Below are 16132 nucleotides of genomic sequence, written 5' to 3'. Positions count from 1 at the left end.
TGTCGGGACGATGCGAACGTATGGCCATGACGGATCTGAATTCAAGGTATTTCCCGTCGACTGCTGCGTCCCGAAGCCGCTCCGAGGGCATGCCCACCTGGCCCTGGATGCTCATTGACCTCCGATGACTGCCCATGTTCGGAGGCGCGCGGAGCGCTTGTCGGGCACTTGGATACTCAGCCCGGGGAGCTTTGTCAGTGCCGCCCATGAGAGTCCGGCTGCGCGCGGTCGGCTTCCGAGGTGTCCAGCTCTGTAGTGCAGCTGCATCCCTGGCTTTGTCCGGGGGCGACCCGGGGCAAGCCCGGGACCTATCCGACGGTCAGGCTCCGCCGATGGCCAAGAGTGACCTGCTTGCGCCGGCCGTGCGCAACTCCTGCCGACCTGGCTCCTTGCCCTGGTTGGTGGAGCGGTCGCCTGCTGTCACGTGTGGCCTCCGTCTGCTGCCCTTCCAAGGCCCACGGGCGGGCCGGAACCTACTCAGTCGCGAGCCCAGTCGAAGGGCATTGACGCGTCCTGCGGTACCACCCAGGGTGCGGATAGCGTGCCCGACATCCTGTGCACCGCGCGATGAACGGACCGATTTCAGGGTTCGTCAGAACGCTGTAGTGGCCCGAAGGTTGAGCCGGAAGCATGTGTCCGTTCGCTGTTGACTCCAGGCCGGGCCACTTTGGTGAGCACCCGCAAGGCCGCTCCACGGCGAACGACTCACCGTCAGAAGCCTCGGCCGTTCGTTTAAAGACCTGGCGAAGTTCTCACGCACCGACACAGCCGGCCTTCGTTTCATGTGGCCCGAATCCCGGGTGGGCAGAGGCTATCCGAGGTCATAGAGGAGCTTTGGGTTGGATCCACCGCAGCTACTGCTCCCCGCTGGGAGCCAGAGCGCGAGAGGCCCCGGACTTTCGTCCGGGGCCTCTCCGGCCGTGCACTTGGCAGGGCTCGAATTTTTAACCTTCTGATCCGTAGCTCTGGCCAGATCGGTCAGTGATAGCCATCCCGGGCACTTCAAGGCCTCAGAGGGACGCTACCGGGCGGGGGCGGATGCTGTGGTTGTGGCACGACGCTGCTGTACAGCAAGGGGAGGGCGTTTCCCCCCTCAGCCTCGCAGGCACGGGGGACGCTATGGACCGGTAGCGATGTTGATCGCAGGAGCGCCAGAATCTGCCCATACCCCTGCGAGACGTACACCGATCTCAGCCAGACGCCAGGTATCCATGTCCGGCTTCGCTGCACCCGGGGTATCAACTCTTTGGATATATCCATCGGCTTCGAGGAAGCGAAGGCAATTGCGCTCCTCAACCGGGTGAAGGAAATGAGTTCCCCTATTTTTCGAGAAAACCCCCAGCCAGAGATATTCGGCATTCGTATATCGATCGGCACTCCAGGCGAGGCGGGCCTTAATTAGGCGCAAATCCTGCTCTGTGAACTCCCCGCCATCGTACTGCCTATGATGGTTGGCGCACAGATATATCAGGTTACCGAAATCGTTAGTCCCCCCCATCGCCAAGGGCGTGATATGCGCAACCTCCATCGAGGAGCTAGCGCATCGCGGGACGGGGCAACGCCCACCGACTTCCAGCAACAGATCCCGCTTGCGTCGAGTTGAAAGGCTGCGCCGACCACGCACGACTCCAGCCACTGGCCGCACCGGAGGGGCGAGTGAGCCAGACGGGTCGGTCGGCAGCTCCTCCGGGGGTGGCTTGCCGGCGTCATCCACACGGATCGACTGAAGCGTGGGCTCGCTCGCCACTTGAAGCCAGAGGCCATGAAACTCCCGAGCAATGACCCTTGGCTCCGGCCGGGTTACGTCGCGGCTCGCGAGTACGAGCACCAGGGCTTCGAGCTTGCTCCACCTCGGGGTCGATTTACCCGCAAGGATATTCGAAACCCCTTGATGGGAGATCACATCGCAATTATCGCCCAGATGCACCGAAGCGTCACTGATGGATTTAATTCCGGGAAATCCAGCCCTTCTGTAAAGGAGATGGAGGGCCACGAGAAGATTCCTGTGCGAACCACCAGGGAGGGTGCTCTCGTCTGGGATTTGAATCACTATCGACTCTCACTCCGCCGTGGATCTGCTGCTTACGCCAAGCATCTGCGGCCACTGATGATCTGTCAAGGCGCTTCTAGCCTGTCACCTGGGGTCAAGTTTCAGAAATCAACTTGGGTCAAGTTTGGTCAATATTGGCCTACTTACGTCACGTCACCTTCAGGGGGCCTGAGATTGGTGGGTGGGCCAAGGTGGCTCCCTGCCAAGTTGTGGAGGTAGCAAATGGGGAAGATCGTTCCGCTTCTCAAGCTCGTCATCGGCGCCGTGATCGCGGGAGTCACGCGGGCGTTCGTCGAGCAGGAGCTCGACTCCCTGGGAGACGGGGAGGAGCAGCGCCCGCAGGAGTAGTCCGCGAGGCTGACGAAGTGGCTCTGGCGGTGTCCCCGACTGGTGTTCGCACACGGAGGCGACCGCCTCAGCCACGTCACTCGCCTCCACCCCGAACCACAACGCACCCGCGGCCGCACGACTGGCCCCCGCATCCCGGAGTCGGAGCGCCCCCGCCGGAGGCATGTCGGTGAGTGATGGCACTGCCGGCCCGTAGGGCTCGACCCATGCCCTTGGGCCTACCCGCCTACAGGGGCGGGCGTCGGCGCAGCGGGGGCGGAGCGGGCCGCAGGCAGGAGTGCCGCCCCGAGCGGAGCCGGGTGCCTTGATGAGGTAGAGAAACCTGTAACAGCTCGCTCTGTCCCCGGCGGTCTTGCCGGCCTGGCCGCTAGCTGCTGGCATAAGCATGGGGACGGCATGCATGGGGGCTGCTGATGAGCGATCTGACGGTGCACTCGTGGAAGCGGCATGGAAAGGATCGGCTCTATGTGAACCTGCCGGACGGAACGGCAGTTGCCTGGGCGGATCGAGCGACCAAGGCCGTGACGATCAAGCTTCGGCAGTACGAGGCGGAGTCCCTGGCTCTGCTTCGACGTCACCTTGGGGACGGGCTTGTCGTCAGCGCCCCTCCTCCGCCGGCGCGCCCACCTCGTCCCGTGGCTCCCGCTCAGCAGCCAACGCACCCCATTCACGCGGCCCCGAAACCCCGATGCGAACGGTCGGCGCCTCTCCCACCCCTCAGCCCCAGTGAGGACCTGGCGAGGAACCGTCCCGGCTCCCGAGTCGTCGGGATGATCGCCGAACGAGGCCCGTCGAAGGTGCAGCGGCTGACCGCGAAGTTATTGCGGCAGCCCTCGGAGTGGGACAGCTGGTACGCGGGCCTGGAAGGTGAGCGTCGGGTAGGTCGTGAGCTGGAGCGCCTAACCCCACTCGGCTGGCGAGTGCTTCACGGCATCGAGAAGGGCAACGGCGGCGACATCGACCACGTACTGATCGGCCCTGGCGGCGTGTTCAGCATCAACACCAAGAACCACCGAGGCGCCTCGGTATGGGTCGGCGACTCCATGGCCAAGATCAACGGCGGAAAGCCGCGTCCCTACGCTGCGGCAAGCCAGGCCGAGGCCGATTTCGTCCGGAAGGTTCTGGGGCGGTACTGCGCCTTCGATGTGCCTGTCGAGCCGGTTCTGGTCTTCGTCGGCATCTCGTCACTGGACCGGGCGGCCACGCAGTTCGCCGTCCACGTCTACCAGGAACGGGAGGTGTCGGCCTTGGGGCCGCTCGCCGGGAAGCTCACGCCCGAGCAGGTGGAGCACGTGTACGGCGTCGCCCGTCACCGACGTGTCTGGCTCCGCGCCTGATCGGTCGTGTCTCGCAAGAGGCGACTCGTGAAGCCCTGCCGGCAGAGTCGGTCGTTAGCCTCGGTCACGTCGTCCGGGACCTGCTGGCTGATCATGAAGCCCTGCTCGGGATAGACCAACAGCCGCTGCAACGCACCGACCAGCATGTCGATGACCAGTCGGGCGTCGCCGATGGTGTCGATGTACTCGTCGAGCGTCATCGGGCTGGAAGCGCTGACGATCTCCACTTCGGGCCAGAGCTTCCGCGCCGTGGCGTACGCACGTCGCTCCTCGTACGGCTTGCTGATGAGCAGGACGGAGGGCACGTCGACGCCGGCCTCTCGCAGCAGCGTGCGACAGAAGCTGATGTTCTCGCCTGTGTTCCGTGCTCGCGGCTCCACGAGCACGGCGGAGCTGGGGACCCCAAGCTCCAACGCGCGCTCGCGGTAGTGAACGGCCTCGCCGCGGGGCATCCGTTCGCGCGTTGTCGGGCTGGTGGCGCCGGTGAACACGAGCAAGGGGGCCATGCCTCGGCGGTACAGGTCGACGGCGGCATCCGCCACGCCCAGGTCGTGGCTGCCGAGCCCGATCGCTACCGAGCACGGCTGCGGGGCGTGCCCCATCTGGTGGTAGTCCCAGATGAGTCGGGTGTCTGCCCAGTCCTGGGTCGAGATCACTCCTGGCCTTCCCTGTCGTTCGCCGAGTCCGGTACCTGGAAGTCGTATTCCCAGGCAAAGGGGGAAGCGGCGTGTACACCGAGGGCGAATTCGACGACGGTGCCGTCGGCTGTGTAGGTCGTCCGGTGCAGCTCGACAACCGGTTTGCCCGGCGGAAGTTGCAAGAGGCTCATTTCGTCGGCCGTCGGCGGGCGGCGGGCGGGCGAAGATCCGCTCCTTCATGTGGTCGATCTCGTAGCCGGCGTCGTACAGCACGCAGAATCCACCGCCGCGGCCTGCCGGGCCGGGCGTGGGATCGACCAGGCGAGTGCCTTCGACGTGCTCAGGCCGGTAGTTCTACCGCTGACCTGCGCCGATGGACCAAGATCCTGTCCACGAATAGTCCACAGGGTCTGACATACGGGTGCACAGGGCCGCAGTTGGCTGCACATACGCGAAGACCCCGTCTCAGCAAACTCGCTGATGGCGGGGTCTTTGGGCACTCCTTACGAAGTGCCCCCGGCAGGATTCGAACCTGCGCACACGGCTCCGGAGGCCGTTGCTCTATCCCCTGAGCTACGGGGGCGCGGTCGCTGGTGTTGCGGCGACGGGTTGAACACTACCAGCTTCCGGACGGTGATCAGGAACGGATTCCGGGGGAGGGGGGCGGGGGTCGCTCGGACGGGGTGGAAGTGGCGAAAAGCCGGACGCGGGGGCCGGGGCGGACCTACTCTCGAGTTGTGTCAGGCGCCTCGGGCCGGGTGCTTGTTGTCGACGACAACAAGGTCATCCGGCAGCTGATCAAGGTCAATCTCGAGCTGGAGGGCTTCGAGGTCGTGACCGCGAACGATGGTGCCGAATGCCTGGACGTGGTGCACCACGTGCTCCCCGATGTGATCACTCTTGATGTGGTCATGCCTCGCCTGGACGGGTTCGGTGCCGCCGCGCAGTTGCGGGCCGACCCGAGGACGCGGCATCTGCCCGTGGCGATCGTGAGCGCCTGTACGCAGAACGAGGTCGAGGCCGGGATCGCCGCCGGTGTGGACGCCTTCCTCGCCAAGCCCTTCGAGCCCGCGGAGCTGGTGCGCGTCGTGCACCGGCTCATCGAGCGCCGCGACAGGAGAGAGAGGAAGGGCGCTCCCGCAGGGAGAGGGAGGGGCTGACCCTTCCCGTACGCCACTTCGCGTACGCCCCTTCGCTTGGGCCCGCTGTTCACATGGCGAAACCCTTCGCGTGACGTGGGGGCTTCTCCCCTAGGCTGGTCACGTGACCCCCGTCGACCTCTCCCGTTCCGTCGTGCGCGCCCTGCGCCGCGCCGTCGAGGACGGGGAGCTGCCCGCCGGTGTGGTCGTGCCCGAGCGGGTCGTCGTCGAGCGGACGCGGCCCGGGGGAGTGGGGGACTACGCCTCGCCCGTCGCGTTCGGGGTGGCGAAGGGTGCCGGAGTCGCGCCCCGTGGAGTGGCCGAGGTGCTGGCCCCGCGGCTGGCGGGTCTGGCCGGGGTCGAGCGGGTGGAGATCACCGGCGCCGGGTTCCTGAACTTCGTACTCGCCGAGAGTTCCGTCGGAGAGCTGGTACGGGGCATTCGTGCCGGTGGAGCGGCGTCGTACGGCCTCGCCCCCGAGGGGTGCGCGATCCCCGAGACCGTCGACGCCCCCGCAGGGGCCCTGCGCGAGCGCGTCGTGCACGCGGCCGTGCAGCGGATCGTGAGCGGTCAGGGGGTGGAGCGGGTGGAAGGGGCGGGGGGAGAGCGCGCCCCCGCCGTCCGCAGCGCCCGCATCGCCCCCGTCGCCAAGCGGGACGGGGATGTGGTCGCCGTGTACGGGGCCGGCGCCGCCGTCTGGGCGATGCTCGGTGTTCCCGCCGCCGAGACCCCCGTGTTCTCCGCGTCGCTGCTCGTCCAGGACGAGTCCAGTGAGTTGTTCCGGGTGCGGTACGCCTGCGACCGGGCGCGCGCGCTGACCCGTAACGCCGCGCAGCTGGGGTTCCAGGGCGAGCCCGGCGAGCTGGGTGAGCCGGGTGAGCCGGGTGAGCCGGGAGACGTGCACGGCGTCGGCGTCCTGCTCGGTGCGCTCCGCGACCACCCGCTCGTGCTCGAAGCCGCCGCGCACCACCGCGCGCCCGAGCGGCTCGTCCGGCAGCTCGTCGTCATCGCCGACGCCCTGCTCGACTTCCAGTACCACGTCCTGCCCAAGGGCGACGAGAAACCCTCGGCCGCCCACCGCGCCCGGCTGGCCCTTGCCGAAGCCGCCGGGACGGTGCTGGCCGGCGGCCTGGCCCTGCTCGGCATCGACGTGCCCGACCACCACCACCTTCACCATCACCACCACCTGTGATGCCGCGAACCGTATGTGATCCGATGTGACTCGTTGTGGTCCGATGTGATTCGCCCGCGTTCCGGATGATTTGCGAAGAGAGAATTCCGAGATGAGCCGTTCCGCACACCCCGCCGGGCCCCGCCACGCCGACGTCATGCCCGAGGGCCACTACGCCCCGCCGCCCGCCGACCTCAACGCGCTCGACGAGAAGGTCTGGGCGCGCACGGTCGGCCGTAACGGCGACGGAGTCGTCACCGTCGGCGGGATCGAAGTGACCCGTCTCGCCGAGGAGTTCGGGACGCCCGCCTACTTCCTCGACGAGGAGGACTTCCGGGCGCGCTGCCGCGCCTGGGCGCACGCCTTCGGGCCGGACGCCGACGTCTTCTACGCCGGCAAGGCGTTCCTCTCCAAGGCCGTCGTGAAGTGGCTCAAGGAGGAGGGGCTCAACCTCGACGTGTGCTCGGGAGGGGAGCTGGCCACCGCGCTCGCCGCCGGGATGCCCGCCGGGCGCATCGCCTTCCACGGCAACAACAAGTCCACGAGCGAGATCACCCGCGCCATCGAGGCCGGCGTCGGCCGGATCGTGCTCGACTCCTTCCAGGAGATCGCCCGCGTCGCGCACATCGCCCGCGAGCTCGGCGTACGCCAGCCCGTGCAGATCCGCGTCACCGTGGGCGTGGAGGCGCACACCCACGAGTTCATCGCCACCGCGCACGAGGACCAGAAGTTCGGGATCGCCGTCGCCGACGGGTCGGCCGCCGAGGCCGTACGGCGTGCGCTGGGCCACGACAGCCTGGAGCTGCTCGGCGTCCACTCCCACATCGGCTCGCAGATCTTCGACATGGCCGGCTTCGAGGTCTCCGCCAAGCGCGTCGTACGCCTGCTCGCCGCCGTGCGCGACGAGCACGGGGTGGAGCTGCCCGAGATCGACCTCGGCGGCGGGCTGGGCATCGCCTACACCTCCGCCGACGACCCGCGCGAGCCGCACGAGATCGCCAAGGCCCTGCACGAGATCGTCGCCCGCGAGTGCGAGGCGGCCGGCCTGCGCGCCCCGCGGATCTCGGTGGAACCCGGACGGGCGATCGTGGGCCCGACGGCCTTCACCCTTTACGAGGTGGGGACGGTCAAGCCGCTGGAGGGACTGCGGACGTACGTCTCCGTCGACGGCGGGATGTCCGACAACATCCGGACGGCCCTCTACGACGCCGAGTACTCGGTCAGCCTCGTCTCCCGGACCTCCGACGCCGAGCCCATGCTCGTGCGCGTCGTGGGCAAGCACTGCGAGAGCGGCGACATCGTGGTCAAGGACGCGTTCCTGCCCGCCGACATCGCCCCCGGCGACCTCCTCGCGGTCCCGGCGACCGGCGCGTACTGCCGTTCGATGGCGAGCAACTACAACCACGTGCTCCGCCCGCCCGTCGTCGCCGTGCGTGACGGTCAGGCGCGTGTCATCGTCCGCCGGGAGACGGAGGAGGATCTCCTGCGTCTCGACGTCGGCTGATACGCATTCTTCTGGGGGAGGCCCCCCAGGCCCCGGAATAGGTGTCTCACTCAATGGACCGAGGGTGGAAACTGTTGTCCATTGAGTGAGACTGGTTCACACCTGGGGTGCAAACCGCGCAACAGGTACTGATGTGAAGATCGAAAGGCGTAGGTCGAATGATGCGTACGCGTCCGCTGAAGGTGGCGCTGCTGGGCTGTGGAGTGGTCGGCTCGGAAGTTGCCCGCATCATGACGACGCACGCCGACGATCTGACGGCCAGGATCGGCGCGCCCGTCGAGCTCGCCGGCGTGGCCGTGCGCCGCCCCTCCAAGGTGCGCGAGGGCATCGACCCGGCCCTGGTCACCACCGATGCGACCGCGCTGCTCAAACGCGGCGACATCGACGTCGCGATCGAGGTCATCGGCGGCATCGAGCCGGCCCGCACCCTGATCACCACCGCCTTCGAGCACGGCATCTCCGTCGTCTCGGCGAACAAGGCGCTGCTCGCCCAGGACGGCGCCGCGCTGCACGCCGCCGCCGAGGCCGCCGGGCTGGACCTGTACTACGAGGCCGCCGTCGCCGGCGCCATCCCGCTGGTCCGCCCCATGCGCGAGTCCCTCGCGGGCGACAAGATCAACCGGGTGATGGGCATCGTCAACGGCACGACGAACTTCATCCTCGACAAGATGGACTCCACCGGCGCCGGGTACCAGGAGGCCCTCGACGAGGCCACCGCCCTCGGGTACGCCGAGGCCGACCCCACCGCCGACGTGGAGGGCTACGACGCCGCCGCCAAGGCCGCGATCCTGGCCGGCATCGCCTTCCACACCCGGGTCCGCCTCGACGACGTCTACCGCGAGGGCATGACCGAGGTCAGCGCCGCCGACTTCGCGTCCGCCAAGCGCATGGGCTGCACCATCAAGCTCCTCGCCATCCTGGAGCGCGCCGCCGACGGCGAGTCCGTCACCGCCCGCGTCCACCCGGCGATGATCCCGCTGACCCACCCGCTCGCCTCCGTCCGCGAGGCGTACAACGCGGTGTTCGTCGAGGCGGAGGCCGCCGGGCGGCTCATGTTCTACGGTCCGGGCGCGGGCGGCGCGCCGACCGCGTCCGCGGTCCTCGGCGACCTCGTCGCCGTCTGCCGCAACAAGCTCGCCGAGGCAAAGGGGCCGGGCGAGTCGGCTTACACCCAGCTGCCGGTCAGCCCCATGGGGGATGTCGTCACCCGCTACCACATCAGCCTCGATGTGGCGGACAAGCCGGGCGTCCTCGCCCAGGTGGCGACCACCTTCGCGGAGCACGGAGTGTCCATCGACACCGTCCGACAGCAGGGAAAGGACGGCGAGGCCTCCCTCGTCGTCGTCACTCACCGTGCGCCCGACGCCGCCCTCTCCGGGACCGTCGAGGCGCTGCGGAAGCTGGACACCGTCCGCGGTGTCGCCAGCATCATGCGTGTTGAAGGGGAGTAAGGACCCATGAGCAGCAATCGCACCCACCAGTGGCGCGGCATCATCGAGGAGTACCGGGACCGCCTGCCGGTCACGGCCACGACTCCGGTGGTCACGCTCCGCGAGGGCGGCACTCCCCTCGTCCCCGCCCAGGTGCTCTCCGAGCGCACCGGCTGCGAGGTACACCTCAAGGTCGAGGGGGCCAACCCCACCGGGTCCTTCAAGGACCGCGGCATGACCATGGCGATCACCAAGGCCAAGGAGGACGGCGCCAAGGCCGTCATCTGCGCCTCCACGGGCAACACCTCGGCCTCCGCCGCCGCCTACGCGGTGCGCGCCGGGATGGTCTCCGCCGTCCTCGTGCCCCGCGGCAAGATCGCGCTGGGCAAGATGGGCCAGGCCCTGATCCACGGCGCGAAGATCCTCCAGGTCGACGGCAACTTCGACGACTGCCTCGACCTCGCCCGGGCGCTGTCCGACAACTACCCGGTGGCGCTGGTCAATTCCGTCAACCCGGTACGCATCGAGGGCCAGAAGACGGCGGCCTTCGAGATCGTGGACGCGCTCGGCGACGCCCCCGACATCCACGTGCTGCCCGTCGGCAACGCCGGCAACATCACCGCGTACTGGAAGGGCTTCAAGGAGTACAAGGCCGATGGCCTGGCCTCCCGTACGCCCCGCGTGTGGGGTTTCCAGGCCTCCGGCTCCGCGCCCATCGTGCGCGGGGAGATCGTCAAGGAGCCGCACACCATCGCCACGGCGATCCGTATCGGCAACCCGGCCTCGTGGGACTACGCCCTGCAGGCCCGGGACGAGTCGGGCGGCTTCATCGACGAGGTGACGGACCGCCAGATCCTGTCCGCCTACCGCCTGTTGGCCGCTCAGGAGGGCGTCTTCGTCGAGCCCGCCTCGGCCGCGTCGGTGGCCGGTCTGCTCAAGGCCGTCGAGCTCGGTCTGGTCGACCCCGGCCAGAAGATCGTCTGCACCGTCACCGGCAACGGCCTGAAGGACCCCGACTGGGCGGTCGCCGGCGCTCCGCAGCCGGTCACCATTCCGGTCGACGCCGAGGCCGCCGCCATCCGCCTCGGTCTCGTCTGACCGCGAGCCGCGGGCCGGCCGTCCCGTAAGCGCGGTCGGCCGCCGCGACCAGAAGTACCGCAGTAACCGAGTTGCCGGATTCCGGAAGTCTTTCGAAGGCTGATGAATCCGGCAACTCGGGCCGTACGGCACGAAAACCGATGGAAACCCGCCAGATATCGCGGCGGAAACCCGACCGGACCGGCAGGAGCCGGCGACACGCATCGTGCGCCTGCTGTGCGCCCTATGTCGGAGAAGAACCTTCCTTCGATAGGCTGTACTTACATCCGCCGCCGCGCATATGACCGCGGTGCTGCCCACAGGGCCTTCGGGTGTCGTACGTTCTCCAGTACATTCACAGCGAGCCAGCGAAGATACCGTCTCGCACAGTCACAAGGAGTGTCATCGGAAGATGGCCGGTCCCGCCTTCCGCGCCGCCGCCGTACGGGTGCGCGTTCCCGCCAGCAGTGCCAACCTCGGCCCGGGCTTCGACGCCTTCGGGCTGGCCTTGGGGCTCTACGACGACGTCGTCGTACGCGTGGCCGATTCAGGCCTGAACATCGATATCGCGGGCGAAGGTGCCGACACCCTGCCGCGGGACGAGAGCCACCTCCTCGTACGTTCCATGCGCACCGCGTTCGACCTGCTGGGCGGCCAGCCGCGCGGCCTCGAAGTCGTCTGCGCCAACCGCATCCCGCACGGCCGCGGTCTCGGCTCCTCCTCCGCCGCCATCTGCGCGGGCATCGTCGCCGCCCGCGCCGTGACCATAGGCGGAGAGGCCAAGCTCGACGACACGGCGCTGCTGGAGCTCGCCACCGAGATCGAGGGCCACCCCGACAACGTCGCCGCCTGTCTCCTCGGCGGTTTCACCCTCGCGTGGATGGACGGCGGCAGCGCCAAGGCGATCCGCATGGAGCCCGCCGATTCCATCGTTCCGGTGGTCTTCGTCCCCTCCAAGCCCGTCCTGACGGAGACGGCGCGCGGCCTGCTGCCGCGCACCGTCCCGCACGTGGACGCGGCCGTCAACGCGGGCCGCGCGGGTCTGCTCGTAGAGGCCCTGACCAGGCGTCCCGAGTTCCTGCTGCCGGCCACCGAGGACCGTCTCCACCAGGAGTACCGGTCCCCGGCGATGCCCGAGAGCGTGGCGCTCGTGGCGCGACTGCGGGCGGACGGCATCCCCGCGGTGATCTCCGGCGCGGGCCCCACGGTCCTCGCGCTGGTCGACAACGGTGCGGCCGACAAGGTCGCACGGCTCGCGGGCGAGGGGTGGGCGGCCAACCGGCTCGCACTCGACGCCGCGGGCGCGAGCGTACTTCCGCTGGGAACCCAGGGCGGCTGATCCGCGCAGTAAAGGACACAGCCGGCCAGGGGCGGGCGGCCAGGGCAGGCCGCCCGCGCGGAGCCCGCGCGAAACCCGCGCGGAAGGGCTCGAAAGCCGGTGATGGAGAGGGGGAATGTCTGTTGGATCCGGTAGTGTTAGTCTCAAGTGCGCATCCGAAGCCGCCATGGCTTGGTGCTCAGTGTCCCTATCAGGGACCACCTTTCTTCCGGGAGCCTCCCCGACTGCTTTGATCGCTGCCAGCAGTTTCGAGCACGCTCCGGAATCGGCGTGATATTCCCACGCTTCCACTCGGGGGCTTCTCGCCGGAACCACCCACGCACATGCACGTTTCTCTCCGCCGTATCTCTATCGGCGGACCACCGCCCCGGCAGCAGTCCGCGCCTCATCACGGACTGCCGTCGGACAGCACAACCGGTCGCCGAGCCAGACAGGCCGACGTCCGCTCCAGGGAAGGACCCTTCGTGAGCGACACCACCGATCTGATGGGCGCTGCCGACACCAACGTCGACACCAGTGCCCCCGCCGAGGGCGCCGCGCCGACCAAGCGCCGCCGCTCCGGCACCGGCCTTGACGGCATGGTCCTGGCCGAGCTCCAGCAGGTCGCGTCGGGCCTCGGCATCAGGGGCACCGCGCGGATGCGCAAGGGCCAGCTGATCGAGGTCATCAAGGAGGCGCAGGCGGGAAGCAGCGCCCCCAAGGCCGCGGCCTCCGCGCCGGCCGCCGCGCCCGCCGAAAGCGGCGAGACCAAGCCGAAGCGCCGCGCCACCAGCAAGGCCCGTACGGGCGAGGCCGCCGCCGAGGCGCCCGCCGAGAAGGCCGCCACGCAGGCCCAGATCGACATCCCGGGCCAGCCCGCGAGCGAGGACGCCCCGGTCGGCGAGCGCCGTCGCCGGCGTGCCACCGCCCCGTCCGGCAGCCCCGAGGGTTCGGCCCCCGCCGCCGCCGTACAGGTGGAGCCGAAGTCCGAGACCGTCGCTCCGGCCGCACAGGCCGAAGCGAAGGCCGAGGCCGCCACCGCCCCGGCCGGCCAGGCCCAGGGCCAGGAAGGCGAGGGCCGCGGCCGTCGCGACCGCCGCGAGCGGGGCAACGACCGCGCCGACGGCCGCCGCGAGCGCCGTGACCGCGGTGCCAAGGCCGACGACCAGGGCCAGGGCGCTCAGGGTCAGGGCCAGGCCGGTCAGGGCCAGAGCCAGGGTCAGAACCAGGGCCAGGGTCAGGGCCAGCAGGGCGGCCGTCAGGACCGGACCGACCGTCAGGACCGCCAGCAGGGCGGCCGCGGCCAGGGTCAGGGCCAGGGTCAGGGCCAGCAGGGCGGTCGCCAGGACCGGGACCGTCAGGACAACGGCCCGCAGGACGACTTCGACGAGGACGGCCGTCGCGGCCGTCGTGGCCGCTACCGCGACCGCCGTGGCCGTCGTGGCCGCGACGAGTTCGCGCCGGCCGAGACTCCGGTCGCCGACGACGACGTCCTGATCCCCGTGGCGGGCATCCTCGACATCCTCGACAACTACGCGTTCATCCGGACCTCGGGCTACCTGCCCGGCCCGAACGACGTGTACGTCTCCCTCGCCCAGGTCCGCAAGGCCGGTCTGCGCAAGGGCGACCACACCACCGGCGCCGTCCGTCAGCCCAAGGACGGCGAGCGCCGCGAGAAGTTCAACGCGCTCGTGCGCCTGGACTCGGTCAACGGCATGGCGCCCGAATCCGGCCGCGGCCGCCCGGAGTTCCAGAAGCTGACCCCGCTGTACCCGCAGGACCGGCTCCGCCTGGAGACCGACCCGGGCGTGCTGACCACCCGCATCATCGACCTCGTGTCGCCGATCGGTAAGGGCCAGCGCGGTCTGATCGTGGCCCCGCCGAAGACCGGTAAGACCATGATCATGCAGGCGATCGCCAACGCGATCACGGTCAACAACCCCGAGTGCCACCTGATGGTCGTCTTGGTCGACGAGCGTCCGGAAGAGGTCACCGACATGCAGCGGTCGGTGAAGGGCGAGGTCATCTCCTCGACCTTCGACCGCCCGGCCGAGGACCACACCACCGTCGCCGAGCTGGCCATCGAGCGCGCCAAGCGTCTCGTCGAGCTCGGCCACGACGTGGTCGTCCTGCTGGACTCCATCACCCGCCTGGGACGCGCGTACAACCTCGCCGCCCCCGCCTCCGGCCGCATCCTGTCCGGTGGTGTCGACTCGACCGCGCTCTACCCGCCGAAGCGCTTCTTCGGTGCCGCGCGCAACATCGAGGACGGCGGCTCGCTGACCATCCTGGCCACCGCGCTGGTCGACACCGGCTCGCGCATGGACGAGGTGATCTTCGAGGAGTTCAAGGGCACCGGCAACATGGAGCTCAAGCTCGACCGGAAGCTCGCCGACAAGCGCATCTTCCCGGCCGTTGACGTGGACCCCTCGGGCACCCGCAAGGAGGAGATCCTCCTCAACAGCGAGGAGCTCGCCATCGTCTGGAAGCTGCGCCGGGTGCTGCACGCGCTCGACTCGCAGCAGGCCATCGAGCTGCTCCTCGACAAGATGAAGCAGACGAAGTCGAACGCCGAGTTCCTCATGCAGATCGCGAAGACGACCCCGTCGGGCAAGAACGACGACTGACGTCTCCCCGTAGCACCACCTGCGTGACCGCCGACCGCCCCCGCCGCACCCGCGACGGGGGCGGTCGCGTCATACCCGGGGCCTAGGGGGCCCATGTGGCCTGCGGGGTCTGTGCGGCCTTGTGTGGTCTACGGTGCTTCGCGCACGGATGCGACCTTTGCCACACTCCGTACGCCCGCCGCCCCTCGCGGTCACCCCGAGTCCCGGGGGGAATCCGCAGGTGGGCGGCGTACCGCACGGTGCCCGTCCGGCCCGGCCCGACGGGGCGGGGCGGTTTCCGCGAGCCCGGGACCGTGGAACCCTGGATGGCTTCAGTCCGTCCTTGTCACAGAGAGCGGGGAGCCGAACCGAACACAGACAGGCGGCAGAGCAGAGCATGAGCCAGGACAACAGGGGCCACGGCCGCAGGGCCGGCGCGGGCAGACGCCGACGGAAGCCGGCCGTGCGCCGCAGGGCCGTCGTCATCGCCGCGTGGACCGCCGCGGGCGTGGTCCTCCTGGGCGGGGCGGGGCTCGGCTACTTCTACTTCAAGTTCAACGGCAACCTCAAGACCGTCGACATCGACGCCGCCCTCGGCACGAACCGCCCGGAGAACGTGGACAACGGCTCGATGGACATCCTCGTCCTCGGCTCCGACTCCCGCGGCGGCGACAACGGGGAGTACGGCCAGGACGACGGCGGCTCCGCACGCTCCGACACGGCGATGATCGTCCACCTCAACGAGGGCCACACCAAGGCCACCGTCGTATCGATACCCCGCGACACCCTCGTGACCCGGCCCACCTGCAAGCTCCCGAACGGCAAGAGCGACCTGGGCGGCCCGCGCAAGATGTTCAACGAGTCGTTCACCGTCGGCGGGGCCGCCTGCGCGGTCGCGACCGTGGAGAAGATGTCGGGGATCCGCATGGACCACTACCTCGAAGTCGACTTCACGGGCTTCAAGGAGATCATCGACAAGCTCGGCGGCGTCGAGGTGACGACCACCAAGCCGATCAAGGACGACTACAGCCACCTCGACCTGCCCGCCGGGACGAACCGGCTGAACGGCGAGCAGGCCCTCGGCCTCGTCCGTACCCGCCACGGCGTCGGCGACGGCGGCGACCTGGGCCGAATACAGCTCCAGCAGGCCTTCATCAAGGCGCTGATCAAGCAGGTCAAGACCATCGGTGTCTTCGACAACCCGAAGAAGCTGCTCGACCTCGCCGACACCGCCACCAAGGCCATCACCACGGACAAGGCGCTCGGCGACGTGAAGTCCCTCATGGGCTTCGCCCAGGGCCTGGAGGGCATCGGCCCCGAGAACATGCAGATGATCACCCTCCCGGTGACCGGAGACACCCGTGACCCCAACCGGGTCGTCCCGCTCACCAAGGAGTCCACGATGGTCTGGGACGCCCTGCTGGCCGACCAGCAGGTCCCGGAAGCGGCCACCACGAACTCGGCCGGAGACAAGGGCACGGCCGGTACGGTCGTCCGGTAGCCGAACCGCCTGG

The 16132-nt window shown here is 68.9% G+C and carries 12 protein-coding genes, 1 tRNA gene and 1 pseudogene; 10 read left to right on the top strand and 4 right to left on the bottom strand.

The genetic code is table 11. From position 1 onward, the window contains the following. Positions 1–1117 precede the first annotated feature (1117 nt). Positions 1118–1993, bottom strand: coding sequence for an HNH endonuclease signature motif containing protein (locus OG276_RS11245; protein ID WP_266904460.1), 876 nt, complete (start codon positions 1991–1993; stop codon positions 1118–1120). A 279-nt stretch (positions 1994–2272) separates the two neighbouring features. Between OG276_RS11245 and OG276_RS11240 the strand changes: the two genes are divergently transcribed. Continuing rightward, a complete protein-coding gene (locus tag OG276_RS11240; RefSeq protein ID WP_266904458.1) occupies positions 2273–2398 on the top strand; it encodes a hypothetical protein in 126 nt (41 codons plus the stop codon). 770 nt (positions 2399–3168) lie between these two features. Then, on the top strand, positions 3169–3735 hold the full coding sequence (locus OG276_RS40800) for a nuclease-related domain-containing protein (protein ID WP_323182327.1): 567 nt from the start codon (positions 3169–3171) through the stop codon (positions 3733–3735). Here the strand turns inward: OG276_RS40800 and OG276_RS11230 are convergent. From OG276_RS11230 to OG276_RS11220, 3 genes and pseudogenes are all read right to left on the bottom strand, one after another. Continuing rightward, positions 3708–4391: a YdcF family protein gene (locus OG276_RS11230; RefSeq protein ID WP_266904454.1), complete on the bottom strand. Its 684-nt coding sequence runs from the start codon at positions 4389–4391 to the stop codon at positions 3708–3710. The two genes, OG276_RS40800 and OG276_RS11230, sit on opposite strands and share 28 nt — an antisense overlap. After that, a pseudogene (locus OG276_RS11225) lies at positions 4388–4724 on the bottom strand (UTRA domain-containing protein); the annotation flags it as partial. The pseudogene OG276_RS11225 and the gene OG276_RS11230, both read right to left, overlap by 4 nt. 160 nt (positions 4725–4884) lie before the next feature. Further along, a tRNA-Arg gene (locus OG276_RS11220) sits at positions 4885–4956 on the bottom strand. A 106-nt stretch (positions 4957–5062) separates the two neighbouring features. Between OG276_RS11220 and OG276_RS11215 the strand changes: the two genes are divergently transcribed. The 8 genes from OG276_RS11215 to OG276_RS11180 all read left to right on the top strand — a co-directional run bounded on the left by OG276_RS11215 (position 5063) and on the right by OG276_RS11180 (position 16119). Further along, a complete protein-coding gene (locus OG276_RS11215; protein ID WP_266904452.1) occupies positions 5063–5533 on the top strand; it encodes a response regulator in 471 nt (156 codons plus the stop codon). A gap of 103 nt (positions 5534–5636) precedes the next feature. Further along, entirely contained in the window at positions 5637–6704 is a 1068-nt protein-coding gene (nrtL, locus tag OG276_RS11210) for an ArgS-related anticodon-binding protein NrtL (protein WP_266904450.1), read from the top strand. Between the two features lie 91 nt (positions 6705–6795). Beyond that, positions 6796–8187 (top strand): diaminopimelate decarboxylase, encoded by a 1392-nt coding sequence (lysA, locus tag OG276_RS11205; protein WP_266904449.1) that lies wholly within the window; start codon positions 6796–6798, stop codon positions 8185–8187. A gap of 161 nt (positions 8188–8348) precedes the next feature. After that, positions 8349–9638, top strand: a complete 1290-nt coding sequence (locus OG276_RS11200; RefSeq protein WP_266912707.1) for a homoserine dehydrogenase — start codon at positions 8349–8351, stop codon at positions 9636–9638. Between the two features lie 6 nt (positions 9639–9644). Then, entirely contained in the window at positions 9645–10715 is a 1071-nt protein-coding gene (thrC, locus tag OG276_RS11195; protein WP_266904447.1) for a threonine synthase, read from the top strand. A 391-nt stretch (positions 10716–11106) separates the two neighbouring features. Next, positions 11107–12033 (top strand): homoserine kinase, encoded by a 927-nt coding sequence (thrB, locus tag OG276_RS11190; RefSeq protein ID WP_243336217.1) that lies wholly within the window; start codon positions 11107–11109, stop codon positions 12031–12033. A gap of 464 nt (positions 12034–12497) precedes the next feature. After that, the gene (gene rho, locus OG276_RS11185) at positions 12498–14639 is read left to right on the top strand and encodes a transcription termination factor Rho (RefSeq protein WP_266904444.1); all 2142 of its coding nucleotides are present in this window, start codon (positions 12498–12500) and stop codon (positions 14637–14639) included. 376 nt (positions 14640–15015) lie between these two features. Beyond that, positions 15016–16119, top strand: a complete 1104-nt coding sequence (locus OG276_RS11180) for an LCP family protein (protein ID WP_266904442.1) — start codon at positions 15016–15018, stop codon at positions 16117–16119. The last annotated feature ends 13 nt before the right edge of the window (positions 16120–16132 follow it).

This window comes from Streptomyces sp. NBC_00086 (assembly GCF_026343255.1).
Classification (GTDB): domain Bacteria; phylum Actinomycetota; class Actinomycetes; order Streptomycetales; family Streptomycetaceae; genus Streptomyces.
The sequence above is the reverse complement of the archived record's forward strand: the minus strand, read 5'-3'. Positions and strand labels throughout refer to the sequence as shown.

Bases quoted from the DNA above. Each gene is read 5' to 3' on its own strand.
- OG276_RS11240 (WP_266904458.1), top strand. From the start codon at position 2,273: ATGGGGAAGATCGTTCCGCTTCTCAAGCTCGTCATCGGCGCCGTGATC.
- OG276_RS40800 (WP_323182327.1), top strand. From the start codon at position 3,169: ATGATCGCCGAACGAGGCCCGTCGAAGGTGCAGCGGCTGACCGCGAAG.
- lysA (WP_266904449.1), top strand. From the start codon at position 6,796: ATGAGCCGTTCCGCACACCCCGCCGGGCCCCGCCACGCCGACGTCATG.
- OG276_RS11200 (WP_266912707.1), top strand. From the start codon at position 8,349: ATGCGTACGCGTCCGCTGAAGGTGGCGCTGCTGGGCTGTGGAGTGGTC.
- thrC (WP_266904447.1), top strand. From the start codon at position 9,645: ATGAGCAGCAATCGCACCCACCAGTGGCGCGGCATCATCGAGGAGTAC.
- thrB (WP_243336217.1), top strand. From the start codon at position 11,107: ATGGCCGGTCCCGCCTTCCGCGCCGCCGCCGTACGGGTGCGCGTTCCC.
- OG276_RS11180 (WP_266904442.1), top strand. From the start codon at position 15,016: ATGAGCCAGGACAACAGGGGCCACGGCCGCAGGGCCGGCGCGGGCAGA.